Annotated in this window: 17 protein-coding genes; 9 read left to right on the top strand and 8 right to left on the bottom strand. The window is 73.7% G+C overall.

Features of this window, described 5'->3' with window-relative positions; all coding sequences use genetic code 11:
• From ACJA3G_RS12350 to ACJA3G_RS12335, 4 genes are all read left to right on the top strand, one after another.
• Window positions 1-242 (top strand): acyl carrier protein (locus ACJA3G_RS12350; RefSeq protein ID WP_406552979.1); only part of this gene is annotated, 242 nt, incomplete at its 5' end.
• 1 nt (window position 243) lies between these two features.
• Window positions 244-2052, top strand: a complete 1809-nt coding sequence (locus ACJA3G_RS12345) for a non-ribosomal peptide synthetase (RefSeq protein ID WP_406552978.1) — start codon at window positions 244-246, stop codon at window positions 2050-2052.
• Window positions 2042-4966: a condensation domain-containing protein gene (locus ACJA3G_RS12340; protein ID WP_406552977.1), complete on the top strand. Its 2925-nt coding sequence runs from the start codon at window positions 2042-2044 to the stop codon at window positions 4964-4966. Before ACJA3G_RS12345 ends, ACJA3G_RS12340 begins: the two co-directional genes overlap by 11 nt.
• Before the next feature lie 162 nt (window positions 4967-5128).
• On the top strand, window positions 5129-5620 hold the full coding sequence (locus ACJA3G_RS12335; protein WP_406552976.1) for a Gmad2 immunoglobulin-like domain-containing protein: 492 nt from the start codon (window positions 5129-5131) through the stop codon (window positions 5618-5620).
• On the opposite strand, the gene ACJA3G_RS12330 is transcribed toward ACJA3G_RS12335, so the two are convergent.
• A complete protein-coding gene (locus tag ACJA3G_RS12330; RefSeq protein WP_406552975.1) occupies window positions 5615-6706 on the bottom strand; it encodes a YncE family protein in 1092 nt (363 codons plus the stop codon). The two genes, ACJA3G_RS12335 and ACJA3G_RS12330, sit on opposite strands and share 6 nt — an antisense overlap.
• A 145-nt stretch (window positions 6707-6851) precedes the next feature.
• Between ACJA3G_RS12330 and ACJA3G_RS12325 the strand changes: the two genes are divergently transcribed.
• Window positions 6852-7766, top strand: a complete 915-nt coding sequence (locus tag ACJA3G_RS12325; protein ID WP_406552974.1) for a LysR family transcriptional regulator — start codon at window positions 6852-6854, stop codon at window positions 7764-7766.
• A gap of 23 nt (window positions 7767-7789) precedes the next feature.
• Here the strand turns inward: ACJA3G_RS12325 and ACJA3G_RS12320 are convergent, their stop codons facing one another.
• The 3 genes from ACJA3G_RS12320 to ACJA3G_RS12310 form a co-directional block, all read right to left on the bottom strand.
• Window positions 7790-8656: an SDR family NAD(P)-dependent oxidoreductase gene (locus ACJA3G_RS12320; RefSeq protein ID WP_406552973.1), complete on the bottom strand. Its 867-nt coding sequence runs from the start codon at window positions 8654-8656 to the stop codon at window positions 7790-7792.
• A gap of 186 nt (window positions 8657-8842) precedes the next feature.
• Window positions 8843-9835, bottom strand: a complete 993-nt coding sequence (locus ACJA3G_RS12315; protein ID WP_406552972.1) for an SMP-30/gluconolactonase/LRE family protein — start codon at window positions 9833-9835, stop codon at window positions 8843-8845.
• 140 nt (window positions 9836-9975) lie between these two features.
• Window positions 9976-10824, bottom strand: coding sequence for a class I SAM-dependent methyltransferase (locus ACJA3G_RS12310; RefSeq protein WP_406552971.1), 849 nt, complete (start codon window positions 10822-10824; stop codon window positions 9976-9978).
• Window positions 10825-10961: 137 nt separating this feature from the next.
• Here ACJA3G_RS12310 and ACJA3G_RS12305 point away from each other — a divergent pair, with 137 nt between their 5' ends.
• Window positions 10962-11546, top strand: a complete 585-nt coding sequence (locus ACJA3G_RS12305; RefSeq protein ID WP_406552970.1) for a TetR/AcrR family transcriptional regulator — start codon at window positions 10962-10964, stop codon at window positions 11544-11546.
• Window positions 11547-11715: 169 nt separating this feature from the next.
• On the top strand, window positions 11716-12210 hold the full coding sequence (locus ACJA3G_RS12300; protein WP_406552969.1) for a hypothetical protein: 495 nt from the start codon (window positions 11716-11718) through the stop codon (window positions 12208-12210).
• Between the two features lie 132 nt (window positions 12211-12342).
• Here ACJA3G_RS12300 and ACJA3G_RS12295 read toward each other — a convergent pair whose 3' ends face one another.
• Window positions 12343-12768 (bottom strand): ANTAR domain-containing protein, encoded by a 426-nt coding sequence (locus ACJA3G_RS12295; protein WP_406552968.1) that lies wholly within the window; start codon window positions 12766-12768, stop codon window positions 12343-12345.
• 103 nt (window positions 12769-12871) lie between these two features.
• On the opposite strand from ACJA3G_RS12295, the gene ACJA3G_RS12290 reads away from it, so the two are divergent.
• Complete coding sequence (locus ACJA3G_RS12290) at window positions 12872-13234, top strand: MarR family transcriptional regulator (RefSeq protein ID WP_406552967.1); 363 nt, start codon at window positions 12872-12874, stop codon at window positions 13232-13234.
• Window positions 13235-13372: 138 nt separating this feature from the next.
• On the top strand, window positions 13373-14029 hold the full coding sequence (locus ACJA3G_RS12285; RefSeq protein ID WP_406552966.1) for a maleylpyruvate isomerase N-terminal domain-containing protein: 657 nt from the start codon (window positions 13373-13375) through the stop codon (window positions 14027-14029).
• 21 nt (window positions 14030-14050) lie between these two features.
• On the opposite strand, the gene ACJA3G_RS12280 is transcribed toward ACJA3G_RS12285, so the two are convergent.
• The 3 genes from ACJA3G_RS12280 to ACJA3G_RS12270 all read right to left on the bottom strand — a co-directional run bounded on the left by ACJA3G_RS12280 (window position 14051) and on the right by ACJA3G_RS12270 (window position 15856).
• Window positions 14051-14479 (bottom strand): two-component system response regulator, encoded by a 429-nt coding sequence (locus ACJA3G_RS12280; RefSeq protein ID WP_406552965.1) that lies wholly within the window; start codon window positions 14477-14479, stop codon window positions 14051-14053.
• A gap of 254 nt (window positions 14480-14733) precedes the next feature.
• A complete protein-coding gene (locus ACJA3G_RS12275; protein WP_406552964.1) occupies window positions 14734-15606 on the bottom strand; it encodes an ANTAR domain-containing protein in 873 nt (290 codons plus the stop codon).
• A 22-nt stretch (window positions 15607-15628) separates the two neighbouring features.
• Entirely contained in the window at window positions 15629-15856 is a 228-nt protein-coding gene (locus tag ACJA3G_RS12270) for a DUF5133 domain-containing protein (RefSeq protein WP_358837194.1), read from the bottom strand.
• Window positions 15857-15961 lie beyond the last annotated feature (105 nt).

Below are 15961 nucleotides of genomic sequence, written 5' to 3'. Positions count from 1 at the left end.
CCCCGGGCGAGCGCCTCGTCCTCGCGACCGTACGCGAGCTCCTGGGGCGGCCCGAGACCGTACTCGGCGACAACTTCACCGACATCGGCGGCACGTCCGTCGTCGCCGCGCGACTGCTCGCGGTCGTCGAGCGCGAGAGCGGTGTCCGCCCGCGCGCCCACGAACTGCTGCGCAGCACCGACCTGGGCGCCTTCGCCGCCCTCCTCGACCAGCGGTGGACCCCGCGACCGGCAGGAGCCTGAGATGACATCCACCCCCGCACACCGCACGGCCGCCGCGCTGCCCGACCTCGTGGCCCGGCACGCCGCCCGCACCCCCGACGCCCTGGCCGTGGTCGACGGCGACGCCACCCTCACCTACCGCCGGCTCGACCAGGCAGGACGCGCCCTCGCCGCGCATCTGCGCGAGCACGGGGTGGCGCCCGGCGACCGGGTGGCGCTGCTGACCACCCGCTCCGCCCGCACGGTCGTCGCGCAGCTCGCCCTGTGGGGAGCCGGCGCCGTGTGCGTACCGCTCGATCCCGCCCAGCCCCGGCCCCGCACCGAAGGGATGATCGCCGACGCGGGTGTCACCCTCACCCTCGGCGACGCCAAGCTGCTGGACGCCGCCGGGCTCACCGGGCCCGTCCTCGCCCTGCCGGAAACACCGCTGAACGGCGGCCCGTCGACCGGTGGCGCCGGCGCCGACAGTCCGGCCTTCATCATGTTCACCTCCGGCTCCACCGGCCGCCCCAAGGGCGTCACCATCGCGCACCGGGCGGTCGCGGAACTGGTCACCGCGCCCGAGTACGTCACCGTCACCGCCCGCGACCGGGTGCTGTTCCACTCGCCGATGACCTTCGACGCCTCGACGTTCGAGGTGTGGACGGCGCTCGCCAACGGCGCCGCGGTCGTGGTGTGCACCGTGCCCCGGCCGTCCCTGGAGGACCTGGCCCGGCACGTCGAACGCCACGGCGTGACCGTGGCGTTCTTCACCACGGCGCTCTTCCACCAGCTCGCCGCCCGCCGCTCGCGGGTATTCGCCCAGCTCCGCTCGGTCGTCGTGGGCGGTGAGGCCATGGCCGCCGGCCACGCCCGCGATGTGCTGACCGCCTTCCCCTGGCTGGAGCTCGTCAACGGCTACGGGCCGACCGAGACGACCACCTTCGCCACCGCCCACACGGTCACCGTGCACGACTGCGACGCTCCGCCGCCGATCGGCCGCCCCATCGCCGGGGCCACCGTCCACGTCCTGGACGCCGACGGGAACCCGGTCCCCGACGGCGGGCGGGGCGAGCTGTGGGTCGGCGGCACCCGGCTCGCCGACGGCTACACGGGCCGGCCCGAGCTGACCGCCGAGCGCTTCGTCGACCACCCGACCGCCGGACGCCTCTACCGCACCGGCGACCTCGTCTCCGCCCGCCCCGACGGCGTCCTGGACTTCCACGGCCGCAACGACGACCAGATCAAGGTCCGCGGGTTCCGCATCGAACCCGGCGAGGTCGAACACGCCCTGCGCAGCGAGCCGGACGTGGACGACGCCGCCGTCACGGTCGACGGCCCGGGTACGCCCGAGGCGCGTCTGGTCGCGTTCGTCGTCGCCGCGCCCGGCCGGGTGCCCACCGCCTCCGCGCTGCGCGACCGGCTCACCGCCGTCCTGCCCGCCCATCTGGTGCCGGACGCCCTCACCCTGGTGGAGCGGCTTCCGCTGACCCCCTCCGGCAAGGTCGACCGGCGCGCGCTGGCCCACCGCCCGCAGACCGCCCAGGAGCGGACCGAGGCGCCGGCTCCGGCGATGACCCCGCTGGAGCAGGCCGTCGCCGAGGTGTGGAGCCGGTCCCTGGGCAGCGAGGTCACCCACGGCGAGGCCGACTTCCTCGCCCTGGGCGGTCACTCCCTGCTCGCCCTCGCCGTCACCGACGACCTGCGCGAGGAGCTCGGCGTCGAGCTCGCCCTCGCCGACTTCTTCGCCGCCCCGACCGTCGCCGCGCAGGCCGCCCTGATCGAACGGGCCCTGCTGTCCGCCCACAGCGACCTCCACCCCCGCACCCCGGAGCACAGCGATGTCCACTGACGCCGACCCCACGGCCCGAGCCGAACGACAACGGCTCCAGCTCGAACTGCTGCGCAGGGCCCGCGCCGGCGCCGCCCGGCGCTCCCCGGCCGCCCCGGCCGACACCGCCCCGGAGCCCGGCCGTCTGCCGCTGTCCCGGGCCCAGCGCCGCATGTGGCTGATGGAACGGCTCGGCGGCGCGGGCGACTCGTACCACGTCCCCTTCGCCACCCGGGTGCGCGGCCCGTTCGACCCCGCCGCGCTCGCCACCGCCCTGCGCGCGCTGGTGGTCCGGCACACGATCCTGCGCACCTGTTACGGGGAGAAGGACGGCGAGCCCTTCCAGGAGGTGCTTCCGGCCCCGACCGCCGTCGCCGTGCCCGTCGTCGAGGCCGACCCGGCCGACGCCCCCGCGCTGCTGCGGGAGGAGGCGGCCCGGCCGTTCGACCTCGCGGCGGGCGAGGCAGTACGGGCCCGCGTCCTGCGCCACGCGGAGCGGGACCACACCGTACTGCTGACGTTCCATCACATCGCCATCGACGGCGGCTCCCTGGACACCGTGGCCGACGAGCTCGCCGCGCTGTACACCGCCGCCGCCGACGGCTCCGGTCCGGCCCTCCCCGACGCGCCGCCGCAGTACGCCGACCACGCGCGCCGCGAACACGAGGCGATACCGGGCCTGCGGGCCGAACTGGACCGCTGGAGCGCCCTGCTCGCCGACGCCACCCCGCCCCGGCTGCCCGCGCCCGCGGCCCCGGCACCGTCCGACACGGCCCGGTCGGCGGCCGTTCACACCGTGCCGCTCGCACCCGCTCTGCCCGACGCGCTGCGCGGCCTCGGCGCCGGACACCGTGCCACGCTCTTCGCGGTGTCGCTGACCGCCGCGTTCGCCGCGCTCCACCGTCTCACCGGCGACGACGACCTGGTCATCGGCGTGGCGGGCACCCATCGCGCGGGGGCCGCCATGCGCGGCCTGGTCGGTCTGTGCGTCAACACCCTGCCCGTCCGCGTCGACGCCTCCGGAGACCCGTCCTTCGCCCAACTGCTGCACCGCGTACGCGACGCGCTCCTGGATGCCCAGCGCCACCGGCACATCCCCTTCGACCTCGCCCTGGAACGGCTCGGCGCCACGGCACGCGGCGCCGACGGCACCGCGCTGGTCCGTGTCACCTGTGACGTGCTGGGCGAGCCGACGGTGCTGCGGCTGCCCGGCACCTCGCCCGAGTACGTGGACGTGCCCACCGGGGGCGCCAAGTTCACCCTGTCCTACGGCCTGGGGCTCGGCGACGCCGAACAGCCCGCGGCGCTGGTGCAGTTCGACCGCGGCGCGCTGGACGACGCCGCGGCCGAGGCGACCGTACGGGACTACGCCGCCGTGCTGGAGGCGGCGGCGGCCGACCCGGAACGCGCCCTGAGCGAGGTGCCCGGCCTCGGCGCACCTCGGGACCGGAGCACCCGGGCCGCGGCGGAGGTCCCGTCCGGGGCCGCCCCCGCTGGGAAGGACGCGCACCCGGCCGCCCAGGCCCTGCGCGCCCACCCCCAGGTCGCCGACGCGGTGGTCGTCCGGTCCGAGCAGGGGCGGCCGGTCGCCTATGCCGTCCTCGACGACAGCGCCGGACCGTCCGGCAACGAGCTGCTCGGTCTGCTGCGCCGCTCGCTCGCGCCCGAGTCCGTACCCGCCGCGGTCACGGTGCTCGACACGCTGCCGCGGACGACCGACGGGCTGCCCGGTACAGCCGCCCCGGCCGCCCTCTGCGGGCCGCGAGCCACCGCCGTCACCGAGGCGTTCACCGCGCTGCTCGGGCTCGCCCCGCCGCCCGACGGCGACTTCTTCGAGCTGGGCGGCCACTCTCTGGTCGCCGTGCAGCTCGCAGAACGTCTGCGCACCGGGCTCGGCCTGCCGCTCACCGGTCTCGACGTGCTCCAGGCCCGCACGCCCCGGGCGCTGACCGCGCTCCTGGACGAGCGCGCAGCCCAGCAGGCCGCGGCCAAGGCCACCGCCAGGCCCGCCCGGTCCCGGGCCACCCGGCCCGGCACGGTGCTGGTCACCGGCGCGACCGGGGGCGTCGGCGCGTTCGTCCTGCGGGAACTGGCCGCCCGGGGCCGCCCCGTACTGGCCCTGGCACGCCCCGAGTCCGCCCATCTGATCGCCGCCGAAGGCGTCGACGTCATCGAGGGCGACCTCACCGACCTGGCAGGACTGCGCGACGCCGTCGCGGACGCGGACGCGGTCATCCACGCCGCCTCCACCTTCACCCGGCCCGACGTGGACCTGGCGGCCATGGAGACGATGGTCGACGCCTGGCGCGGCGGCCCCTTCGTCTTCGTCAGCAGCGTCGACGCGTACGGGCATCCGAGCGCCCACCGGGTCGTGGAGGAGTCCCCGTCCTGCGAGCCCCTCAGTCCGTACGGCAGGGCCAAGGCCGACTGCGAGGCCATGGTGCTGCGCGCGGCCGGCACCGACGGGCGCGGCGGAGCGAGCGCCGTGCGGTCCCCGATCGTCTGGGGCGCGCACGAGCGGCTGCGTGAGCAGTTGCGCTGGGGCGCGCTGGGCACGCTCTACCAGGCCGCCGTCCGGGGCGAGCCGATCGAGGTGCCCCGTCCCGGCACCGAGGGCCACCCCTGGTACGGCGCCGCCTGGGTCCACGCGGCGGCCCTGGCCCGCGCGGCGACGGAGTGCCTGGACCGCCCCGTCCACGGCGTCGCCAACGCGGTGAGCGGTCACGTCTCCTGGCACGACCTCGCCCAGGACCTCACGGACCTGCTCGGCACCCACGCCGAGATCCGCGAGAGCGACGCCGTGCCCCGGGACCTCGACCACCGCTGGCACTACGAGAGCGACCGGCTGGCCCGTCCCCTGCGACCCCTGCCGGGCGAGGACCGGCGGAGCGTACTGGCCGAGATGATCGGCGGTATGACGAGCGACTCCGCCTGACCACCCGTCACTCGACCGACATGGCTGCTGTTCCCCGGGGGCCGGGCGCGGCCGGCACGTCAGCCTGGCGCCGACGAAAAACGACCGAAGCCCGCGGTTGTCTTCCGTCGGCGCGCCGCCCAAGCTGCCAGTGCCGGACAACTCACCCCCTGGGGAGGCTCCATGACCAACCGCGTGGACCAACCGCGCCCACTCGACCTGGTCGGCAACCCGATCCACGTCGGCGGCGTCGCCACCGGCTTCGAAGCGACTCTGGAGTACCGGATCAGTGACGGCCACCAGCAGGTGACCGGCACGTTCGCCGCGGGCGGCGGCACCGGGGAGCACGCACAGTTCCACTTCACCCTCGACGTAGGCCACACCGCCTTCCAGGCCGACCGGCTGCTCGTCCAGGTCTTCGAGGCGAGGGCCCGGGACGGCGGCGAGATCAACGCCGTCACCGTCCCCGTCGTCTACGGGCCGCACATCGTGCCCGGCTACTACGGATACCGCGAGCACACGGTGGCCAAGGGCGAGACGCTGTCGGCGCTGGCCAAGTCGTACTACGGCAACGCCGCCCTGTATCCGCGTATCGTGCGGGCCAATCCGGCCCAGATCACCGACCCCGACAAGATCGTGCCGGGGCAGGTGCTCCGGATCCCGATCGGGTCATAGCCCCGGCCCGGTCCGGACGGCTTCCGGGCTCCCGGCCGCGCGCGGGATGTACGCCAGCCCGTGCGCGCCGGGCTCGCCCGTCTTGGCGATGTCCAGCCGGCCGAGCTCCTCCATCGTCCGAAGGTCCACGACGTGGACCGTGGAGGAGACCACGCACGACACGTACGCGAGCCGGCCGTCCGGTGACGAGGTGATGGTCAGGGGGAAGAGCCCCACCTCCACCGCGCCCAGCCGCTCGCGGGTGTCGGCGGAGACCACCGTGAGCAGGCCCGGAGCCTGGCGGCCGAGCCGGGACGCCGGGTCGGGTTCCGTCCGCAGCTCACCCGCCAGCAGCAGGCCGGTCGAGGTGAGGTGCACCGGCAGCACCACGCCGTCCGTGCGCAGTGTGTCGACGACGGACGCCGTCCGGGCGTCGATGACCGTGATCCCGGTGTCCGGCCGGTCACCGGTCTCCGAGAGGAAGGAACCGGCGTACGGGGAGGCCACGTACACGTGGGAGCCGTCGGCGGACACCGCCAGCCCCTCACTGCCGGGCACCTCGATCTTCGCCGTGAGGACGCCGCGTTCGAGGTCGACCACCGAGACGAACGGCGCTTCCTTGTTGGTGGCGTACCCCGTCCTGCCCTGCGGGTCGATGGCGAACCAGTGCGGGCCGGGCGCGTCCGTGTCGATCCTGCCCAGGGGCCGACGGGTCTCGGTGTCGATCACCACGACTCCGCCGGGCCGGTCCGCCGAGCCCTCCACGCTCACATAGAGGCGGTGGCGTGCCGCGTCCAACGCCAGTCCGTGCGGGCCGTGTTCGGGAGCGAGGTCGATCACCTCGACGACGCGCCGTGTGTCGGGGTCGATGACGGTCAGTTCGGTCCGTCGGCCGCCGTTCGCGTGGTAGTAGCCGGAGTCGTACGTGGTGGCACACCACAGCAGGCGCTGCGTCGGGTCGAAGCACAACTCGTGGGGCTCGGCGAGGACGTCGACGGTGTCCACGTGCCGGTCGGTGGCGGCGTCGAAGAACGAGACGGTGGGCCCGCTCTGACTGACCACTGCCAGCAGATCGCCGGCGCGGCCGGGGCGGGGGGACTGGTGCACGGAAGGCTCCCTCGAAGGGTGGGGTGAACATCACGCGAGGTGTCTCGCGGACGTCTCCACTCTCGCCACGGGGAGCCGCGCGCACCATGCAAGAATGAGCACCACATTCTTGCCCCAGGTGTAACAACGCAGCTCAGGAGCGGTATTGGACCTCAATCTGCTGCGTGTACTGGACGTCCTGCTCCAGGAGAACAGCGTGACCCGCGCCGCCGAGCGGCTCGGGACCTCGCCCGCCGCCGTCAGCCGTACGCTGGCCCGGCTGCGGCGCGCCGTCGGCGATCCCCTGCTGGTCCGGGCCGGTCAGGGCCTGGTCCCCACCCCGCGCGCCCTGGAACTGCGCGACGAGGTGGGCGCGTTGCTGCGCGGCTGCGAGAACCTTCTGCGGCCCGGGGCGGGTTTCGACGCCGCGCACCTCCATCGCACGTTCACCGTCCAGGCCACCGACCTGCTGATGGCGGGTCTGGCCGGGACCCTGACCGACCGCATCCGCGCCGAGGCCCCCCACGTGGACGTGGTCTTCCTGCCGGAGGCCATGGAGGGCGGCCCGGCCCTGCGCCAGGGCCTGGTGGACGTGGAACTCGGCGTCCTGGAACACCTCGACCCGGAGATCCGTACCCGGGCGCTGACCCGGATACCGCTGGTGGGTGTCGCCCGCGCCGGTCACCCCCTGTTCGGCGGGCACGTCACCGCGCGCCGTTTCGCCGCGGCCGACCACATCGGCGTCTCCCGGCTGGGCAAACGCCTCGGCCCCATCGACAGCGCGCTCGCGGAGCTCGGGCTGCGCCGCCGGACGGCGGTCGTGGTGCCCAGCCATACGAGTGCGATGCTGCTCGCCCGGTCCACCGACCTCGTCGCGCTCACCCTGGCCGACTGGCTCACCGACACCATCACCGCGCTGGGCCTGCGCACCTTCTCCATCCCGCTCGACCTGGCCCCCCTGGAGTTGGGCATGGCCTGGCACCCCCGCAACTCGGCGGACCCGGGCCACCGCTGGTTCCGGGCGCACCTGGCGGCGGCGGTGGCGGACCCTGCCGGTGAGTGTTCGCTCCCCGCGCCCTAGAAGGGCGCCCCCTGGAGTCGCGGTCAGTGGCCCGTGCCGCTTCCCGCGGGGATGGCGTGCTCGGCGGCGCGGCTGACGTCCTCCCAGGCGGCCCAGGTGTCCATGCGCTTGCGTGAGATGTCGAAGGCGAGATCGTAGATCATGCTTCCCAGCAGCAGACGCAGCGGCGGTTCGTCGCTGTCCACGAGCTTGAGGAGCGCCTCGGCGGCCAGCTTCGGGTCGCTGTCGATCGACCCCTCGGCGAACTGCTTCTCCAACTCGGCGCGCAGCGGCCCGTATTCCTCCCTGGCGTTCGTGGTGTGCATGGCGGTGTAGAGGTCGGTCCAGTAGCCGCCGGGCTGCACGATGCTCACCTTGACCCCGAAACCGGCGGCCTCCATGGCCAGCGCTTCGCTCATCCCCTCCAGCGCGAACTTGCTGGCGCCGTAGAGCCCCGTACTGGGGAAGCCGGCGAGCGCGCCGATGCTGGAGATCTGGACGATGTGGCCGGAGCCCTGCTCGCGCAGGGTGGGCATCACCGCCTGGCTCACCCACAGCGCGCCGAAGAAGTTGATGTCCATCTGGGCGCGGGCCTCGGCTTCGGTGAACTCCTCGATCATGCCCATCGACAGCATGCCCGCGTTGTTGACGACGATGTCGAGCCGCCCGAACCGGGCCACCGCGTCGGCCACGGCCGCGAAGACCGCGTCCCGGTCGGTCACGTCCGCGGTGAGGGGAAGGACCCGCCCCGGATGGGCGGAGGCCAGCTCCTCCAGCGGCCCGGCGGTGCGTGCCACGGCGGCCACGCGGTCACCCGCGGCCAGCGCGGCCTCGGCGAAGGCGCGGCCGAGGCCGCGGCTGGCGCCGGTGATGAACCAGACCCGATCGGTCCCCTCAGCTGACGTACGCATATCCGGCGCTCCCCTCTCCGTGGCGAGACGCTGCGTCTCGCTTGATGCGCTCACTATGCCCCGCACGGGCCCGTCAGTCAAGACGGAACGTCTCGTTTCCTCTCGGGGTCTCTCCGTCCGGGCGGATCGCACCACTCGCCGCCGTACCGCCGTCCCCCGATGCCGAGGCCAACGACAGGCGCCCGGTCAGCGCGTCGCGGGCCCGCCGAGGTCGCACCAGGCCACGGCACCCTCGCGGAGGCTGCCCAGGGCGAGCCGTCCCGCGTTCTCCGCCACGCCGGTCACCATCCGGTAGCCGCGCCCCCGCAGTTCACGCACGACCCTCCCGTACGCGTCCACCTCGGCCACCCGTGCGCCGCCGAGGGCGGGCGGAGGCGGCAGCCGGCGGGCCGCGGCGGCCACCGCGCGGCGCAGCCGGGGTCCGCTCCGGTGCAGCAGGTCCAGTGGGGGCATGGGCGGCCCGGCGAGCGCGACCCAGAAACCGCCGCCGGGGCCGCGGGACATGTTGTCGGGGAAGCCCGGCAAGTTCTCGGCCAGGGTGTCGTGGCGGCCGGACGCGGGGCCGGTCAGCCACAGCCGGGTCATACGGCGCGCGCCGGTCTCCGCCACCGTCACGAACGACTCGTCGTGCGCGAGCGCCACGCCGTTCGCGAACTGGAGCCCGTCGAGCAGCACTTCGGGCTCGTCCCCGGGCGCGAGCCGTGCCAGTACGCCGGTGGGCTCGTGCTCCACGATGTCGGACAGCCAGTCGTCGAGGCCGTGACGGCGGCTGGACACCGTGAAGTAGACCGTGCCGTCCGCCGCCGCGACGGCGTTGCTGCAGAAGCGCAGCGGCGCTCCCGCCACCGAGTCGGCCAGCACCTCGACACCCGCCCGGCCGTCCGGATCGATGCGTAGCAGTCCGCGCTCCGCGTCGCACACCAACAGCCGCCCGTCGGGCAGGACTTCGAGACCCAGGGGGCGTCCGCCCGTCCGGGCGACCTCCACGACGTCGGCGGAGCGCGCGGGCCCACCCGGTCCGGGAAGGCCGATCCGCAGGACGCGCCCGTCCGCCACACCCGCCAGCAGACGGCCGGAGGCGTCGAAGACGACGTCCTCGGGCCCGGAGCCGCCCAACTCGACGCGGTGCAACGGCGGCAAGGGGGTGGGGGCCGGACGCGCTGCGGTGGGACTCGGCATGACAGCCCTTCTCGTCGTCACTTCCAGGAACTCCCCGGAACCCCCCGGAAGTTCTCGGGCTCCCCGAGCGGTCTCCGCCGTACGGGAACGGCCCTCCCTGGATTCCCGGCCCGGGCCGCCGAAAACACCCCGGGCAGGTTTCAGGCCGGGCGGTCCGCCGTCACCAGCCACGAGGTGCTGAGCAGCCGGACGGTGCCGTCCGCCGCCTCATGGGGCCGCAGCCACTCCTCCAGCGTCCGGCGGGCACCGGCCCCGGTCGCCTCGTCCACCTGCGCCATGAGGTGGCTGCCGGGTCCGGTGCCGAGCAGGAACTCCGCCGCGTCCGCGGCGCCGCTCCCCCACGTCCCGTACGCCTGGCGGCGGGTGACGGTGATGCGGGTGAACCCGGCCGCCGTGAGGACTTCGCGGATACGGTCCGGGTCGGCCAGCGAGAACATGCCGGGCAGTCCCGGCCGGGCCAGATCACCGAGCGGCAGCAGACCGCGCAGGGCCAGCAGCGCCTCGACCCAGCCGTTGGCCCCGGCGTCCGCCGGACACACGAACGCCAGACGCCCGCCCGGCCGCAGCGCCCGCCCGATGTTGCCGAAGGCGGCCACGTGGTCGGCGAAGAACATCACGCCGTAGCGGCTGATCGCACAGTCGTGGGCGGCCGGCTCCAGGGGATGGACCTGCGCGTCGCCCCGGGTGAAGGCGATGTTGCGCAGGCCTTCGCGCTCAGCCCGGGCGCGGGCTTCGGCCAGCATCGGGCCGGACAGGTCGAGCCCGAGCGCGCACCCCCGGGGAGCCCGGCGTGCGGCGAGGCGGGTGGTCTGGCCGGCCCCGCAGCCGATGTCGAGGACACGGCTCTGCGCGGTGAGCGCCGCGGCGTCGAGGAGCGGCTCGTTGAAGCCTTCGTTCACGGCGTTCCAGCGGTCCTGATGGCGTGCCCAGTGGGCACCCTCGGGGCCGTTCCAGGCCTGCGCCTGCTCGGTGTTGACGACGTCCGGCATGGGTGCCTCCTGTGCGGTGACAGAGAATGGGCGTGCGCCCAAACAGTATGGGCACGCGCCCATACTGACAACCCCGGCTAGGATCCCCGGAGCGGGGACGAGCCCCGCGATCACGGCAGCGAAACGGGAGAGGGCCCATGTCACCGCGCGGAGTGGCGACGCCGGACGTACGGGAGCGGCTGTTCGCGGCGGCCGAGCGGGTCCTGGAGCGGGGTGGCCCCGGCGCGCTGACCAGCCGTGCCGTCACCACCGAGGCCGAGTGCGCCAAGGGGCTGCTGCACACGCACTTCGCGGGGCTCGACGAGTTCGTCGCGGAGCTCTGCCTCGACCGGTTCGCCCGTACCGCCGCCAGGGCCGAGGCCCTGGCGGGGCTCGTCGGGGAGCGCACGGTGGCGGAGAACCTCGGGGCGGTCGCCCTGGCGCTGCTCGACTCGGGCGGTCCGGCCGTCGCGGCTGCGGCCATGACGCGCCCGGCCGCCGCCCTGCGTGTCCGGGAGGCACTGGAAGCGGGCGCGCCGGGCTTCGCCGCGATCGAGGGCTCCATCGCGCGCTACCTCGTGACCGAACGCCGGCGCGGACGGGTGGCGGCCACCGTCGATCCGGAGGCCGCGGCCCTGGCCGTGGTGGGCGCCGCCCACCACCTCCTGATGACGAGCCAGCCGGGCACTGCGGACCCCCGGGCCCGGATGACCCGGCTCGTGGCGGCGCTGGTCGGCGGGTAGCGGGGCGGCCGGGTCATCATCCGCGGGTCGGCCATGTACGCCGACGCGCGCGTGACCGGGGTCGCCCGGGGCCCCTGCGCCGGGGAGGGACTTCACGCCCGCCCGCCCGAATCCGGTACGGTGCCTCGTTCAGCCCGTCAGCGTCCCCCAGCGCCGTCAGGAGACACCGTTGCACGCCCCAGCCGAGACCTCCCGGGTGCTGGTCACCCTGTACGAGACCGTCGCCGCCGCCGAGCAGGGGCAGGGGGGCGCGTTGTGGCGGCTGGCGGAAGAGGGCAGACAGCTCGACGCCAATCTGGTGCGGCTGCCGCCGGACGCGTCCGTGGCCGAGCACGTCGAATCCGACCTGGACGTGCTGCTGGTCGTGGTCGAAGGCACGGGCCGGCTCGACAACGGGGTGGAACGCCAGACCCTGGCGCCCGGGACCGTGGCCTGGCTGCCGCGAACGGCCCGTCGCGCCCTGTCCGCCGGGCCGGACGGACTCGCGTATCTGTCCGTGCACCGGCGGCGCCCCGGGCTCAAGATCGGCGTCCGCACCGCCCAACTGGACGAAGGCGGCGAGGCGCCGTGTTCACTGGACCGCGTCTGCCCGGCGTGCGGGCGGATGGCAGCGGAGTCGGACGCACGCTACTGCGCCCGCTGCGGCGAGGAACTGCCGAGGTAGGCGGCGCCGGCGGCTGATGGTCCCAACCTGTCCGGCGCCTACGTCCTCCGTACGAAGATAACGTCCTAACGAACTACCTCGTCCGCGCCGGAGAAAACATCGAATTCCCGTTCGTCTCCTGCGGCGCGGGAATCAGGAGCACCGGGGTAGACCGCCGTCGCGCCCGGAGTCCGCCGTCCGGGCATCGCACCGCGGTCCCGCCGATCCGTCCCCGGCGGCGAGTTCGGCGATGGCCGCCGACAGCCGCTTGCGGATCTGCGGGGGCAGGGGGGCGCCGCCGGCGGAGTCCACCACCTGCTGGGCCACGCGATGCAGCTTGATGTTGGTGTTCTGGGACGTCATGACCAGCGCGGTCCAGGCCTTTTCCGGGGTGATGGCGAACACGGCCATGAGAACCCCCCGGGCCAGGTCGATCGTTCCCCGGCTCCGCATCGCCCGCCGCAACTGCCCGAGCTCCAGCCCCGGATCGGACTCGGCGGCCCCCGCGTCGACGGGCTCGGCCGAGTGTGACGGCTGCGCCATGGCCATCTCCCATGTCTCCAGGGTCCGCTGGTCCATCCTCCGCGCCCAGATTCGCGCCCGGACGGGAGACACGTCAAGGGATACATGAAGTAAGATTCGCCTGTTCCTATACAGGAAGCTCAGGGCGTACGATCCGCCCATGGGTGGAGTACCGGAACCGCACACAGGATGGACGTTCATCACCAGCCACGCGCGTGTGCTCGCGGTCATCGCCGAGAACCCGAACGCACGGATACGTGACATCGCCGCGCACTGCAGACTCACGGAACGCGCCGTCCAGAAGATCATCGCCGATCTGGAACAGGCCGGATTCCTCTCCCACACACGCCAGGGACGCAGCAACACCTACCGGATCGAGCCGGGCAAGGTCCTGCGTCATCCGGCCGAGGCGGAGGCGGGCCTCACGGTCGCCTCGCTCCTGGCCCTGCTCGCCCAGGACGAGGAGAGGCGGGCCGAACTCCTCGCCGTCGGTGCGCGCACACGTATCGAGGAAAGCCGTTGAGCTGATACGGGCTCCGCAGGACCACCCCTGCCGCCGGTCCGAGGACGGATCCGGCATCGTCGGCGGTGGCCCGGGCCCGATCATCACCGTGCCGGAACCGGCTTGTTCGGCGTTCGGACACCGCACTACCGTGCTCCTGTGGACCACTTCGCGGACTCATGGACGGCTCTGCTCACGGCCGTCGCCGAACTGCCCGACCAGGACTTCGAGCGTCCCTCCGGCTGCGCCGGCTGGCTCGTGCGGGACCTCGTCTGCCATCTGATCGTCGACGCGCAGGACATCCTCATCACCCTCGCCACGCCCGCCGACACCGAACCGACCGCCGACGCCCTGACGTACTGGCACGTCGAGGACCACCCGCCGACCGGCGAGGACCCGCTCGACGCGCTGACCGTGCGGCTGGCCGCCGCCTACCAGGATCCGGGCCTGCTCAGGTTCCACCTCGACGACGTGGGCTCCGCGGCCGGACGCGCCGCCGCGCTCGCGGACCCCTCGGCCCGGGTGAGCACGCGCGACCTGGTGCTCACCGTCGGGGACTATCTCGCCACGTACGTCATGGAGTCGACGCTGCACCACCTCGACCTCGTCGCGCACCTGCCGGAGGCCGCCGGGCCGCCCGCCGAAGGCCTGGCCCACTCCCGCGCGGCGCTGGAGGCGATCGCCGGGGCGGCCTTCCCCGCCGGCCTCTCGGACCGTGACGCGCTCCTGGTGGGCACCGGCCGCCGGGCACCGACCGAAGCCGAGCGGGCCGAACTCGGCGCGCTGGCCGAGCGGCTGCCGTTCGTCCTGGGCTGACGGCGTGGAGCGGGCCGGGCCCTACGGCACGGCCGGTGAGCAGGCACGGCTGTAGAGGTCGGCGAGGGTCCGGACGTGACAGCACAGCCCCCAGGGGTCGAGGGGTTTGAGCAGCAGCCCGGCGGCGCCGAGTTCGAAGGCGAGCCGGGCGAGCCGGGTGTCGCGGCTGGTGCCGGTGACGAGCAGGACGGGCACATCGCGGGTCTGGTCGAGGCGGTGCAGGTAGGAGAGGGTCTGCAGACCGTCGATGTGCGGCATCACCACGTCCATCACCACCGCGGCGACGGGTTCGCGCAGCACTGTCTTGAGTGCCTGTTCACCACTGGTGGCCCGCAGGACGGGCCGCCCCAACGGCCTGAGGGCATGCTCCAGGGCGAACAGATTGTCCTCGTGGTCGTCGACCAGCAGAAGAGCCTGTCCCTCTCCCGGCGGGGATGCGTTTCCGGGCATACGGGACGACGAGAGCGGTACGGGCACAGAGGACTCCCACTGATCGGCAGTACGACGATGAGCGGGGTAGCCGCTTCCTGACCACTCCGAAACGGGAGCATATCGACTTCAACCGTGCCGAGGCCAATACTTCGGGTTTCTGGGCGGTGTGCCCACCGGCCGGCCGGGACTGCCCTATTCTGTGCCCCCGCAGGGGCCGAAAGGCACGCGTTCCAGCACCTCGGTCATCCGTCCCCGCGGCCCGGGGCGGCCGATCACCCGTCCGGTTCCGCGCCTCCCGAGCGGCCCAGGGCGTGGAGGTACTCCAATGCGTCCAGGACGACGGTGTGTTCGTGCCAGGCGAGCCAGCTCCCCACCTGCCGACCGGTGGCGGCGAGCGCCTTGGCCTGGACCGGGTGCAGGGCCTTCGTGGGGCGTTCGAGGTGGGCCGAGACGATTCCCAGACACGCGCCCGACGCGCTGACCAGCGGAACGCTGTGACAGGCGCGGCTGCCCGCGGCGAGGATGGTGTGACGTGCCTCCTCGGTGAACACCGTGTCGGTGGCGACGTCGTGCACGGTGGTCAGCTCCACGTTCTTGGCGGCTTTCGCACACGATGTGCCGTCCTCACCCACGAAGGCGAAGAACTCGACGAAGTGCGCGCTGTGGCCGGTGTGCTGCTCCAGCCGCAGACCGCCCGCGGCCGGGTCGCTGATCTGGACGTTGCCCATGTCCGTGCCCGTGATGGCCAGGGTCTGCGACAGGAGCGCGCCGAGCACCGCCCCCCGGTTGACGTGGCCGGGGTCGTCGACGCCGACCATGTCCAGCCGCGGCGGCTTGCCACGCACCCGTCCCGGGAACCACAGGTCGGCGGGGCCGTCGGGTCTCGGTGTACGCACCACCGCCCCCGCCAGGACGCGCAGCTTCACGTTGTACCGCTGCGAGGAGTGGCGCAGCAGCGTGAAGGCACTGTCGGCGTCGGGCAGCCGGTAGCGCTCCTGGAGGATGCCCTGGGCGTGGGAGATGAGCGGTCGGCTGCGGATCTGGGCCCGCAGGTCACGGACCTCCGCACGCAGCCGTGCCGCCTCCTCGGCCGTACCCTCCGCCGCCCACCCGCCGGGCACACCGCCTTCGCTCAACCGCTCCATGCTGTTCTCTTCCGGACTCCACTCAAGCGCTCAGCACCGAGTCGTCGAAGGTCCGCGCCCCGGGCAGCCGGTGGCGCGCGGCGATCACGGCGGTGTCCACATCCCGCGTACCGGTCGATACACACAGGGTGTAGGAGACGTCCTCAAGGCGCCGACGGGTGGCTTCGGTGCCCTCGGCCGCGTTCAGCGCGCTGAGCGCGTCGTACTCGGCGAGGAGATCGCGCAGCACTGCCGGGTGAGCCATCAACATGAGGGATCCTCCACTTGAAACGGTCACGATACGTATCCGCTTGCCCCGGCTTCCCACCCGTACACACCTCCACCACACTTCGTTCGATCAGGTGGGGAGGGGAGG

Origin of the sequence: Streptomyces sp. YS-3 (genome assembly GCF_045257485.1) — a bacterium.
GTDB lineage: Bacteria > Actinomycetota > Actinomycetes > Streptomycetales > Streptomycetaceae > Streptomyces.
This window is presented reverse-complemented; position numbering and strand designations above follow the sequence as displayed.

Excerpts from the sequence above, each read along its gene's own strand:
- ACJA3G_RS12345 (WP_406552978.1), top strand. The coding sequence starts at position 244 with ATGACATCCACCCCCGCACACCGCACGGCCGCCGCGCTGCCCGACCTC.
- ACJA3G_RS12340 (WP_406552977.1), top strand. The coding sequence starts at position 2,042 with ATGTCCACTGACGCCGACCCCACGGCCCGAGCCGAACGACAACGGCTC.
- ACJA3G_RS12335 (WP_406552976.1), top strand. The coding sequence starts at position 5,129 with ATGACCAACCGCGTGGACCAACCGCGCCCACTCGACCTGGTCGGCAAC.
- ACJA3G_RS12320 (WP_406552973.1), bottom strand. The coding sequence starts at position 8,656 with ATGCGTACGTCAGCTGAGGGGACCGATCGGGTCTGGTTCATCACCGGC.
- ACJA3G_RS12315 (WP_406552972.1), bottom strand. The coding sequence starts at position 9,835 with ATGCCGAGTCCCACCGCAGCGCGTCCGGCCCCCACCCCCTTGCCGCCG.
- ACJA3G_RS12310 (WP_406552971.1), bottom strand. The coding sequence starts at position 10,824 with ATGCCGGACGTCGTCAACACCGAGCAGGCGCAGGCCTGGAACGGCCCC.
- ACJA3G_RS12305 (WP_406552970.1), top strand. The coding sequence starts at position 10,962 with ATGTCACCGCGCGGAGTGGCGACGCCGGACGTACGGGAGCGGCTGTTC.
- ACJA3G_RS12295 (WP_406552968.1), bottom strand. The coding sequence starts at position 12,768 with ATGGACCAGCGGACCCTGGAGACATGGGAGATGGCCATGGCGCAGCCG.
- ACJA3G_RS12290 (WP_406552967.1), top strand. The coding sequence starts at position 12,872 with ATGGGTGGAGTACCGGAACCGCACACAGGATGGACGTTCATCACCAGC.
- ACJA3G_RS12280 (WP_406552965.1), bottom strand. The coding sequence starts at position 14,479 with ATGCCCGGAAACGCATCCCCGCCGGGAGAGGGACAGGCTCTTCTGCTG.
- ACJA3G_RS12275 (WP_406552964.1), bottom strand. The coding sequence starts at position 15,606 with ATGGAGCGGTTGAGCGAAGGCGGTGTGCCCGGCGGGTGGGCGGCGGAG.
- ACJA3G_RS12270 (WP_358837194.1), bottom strand. The coding sequence starts at position 15,856 with ATGTTGATGGCTCACCCGGCAGTGCTGCGCGATCTCCTCGCCGAGTAC.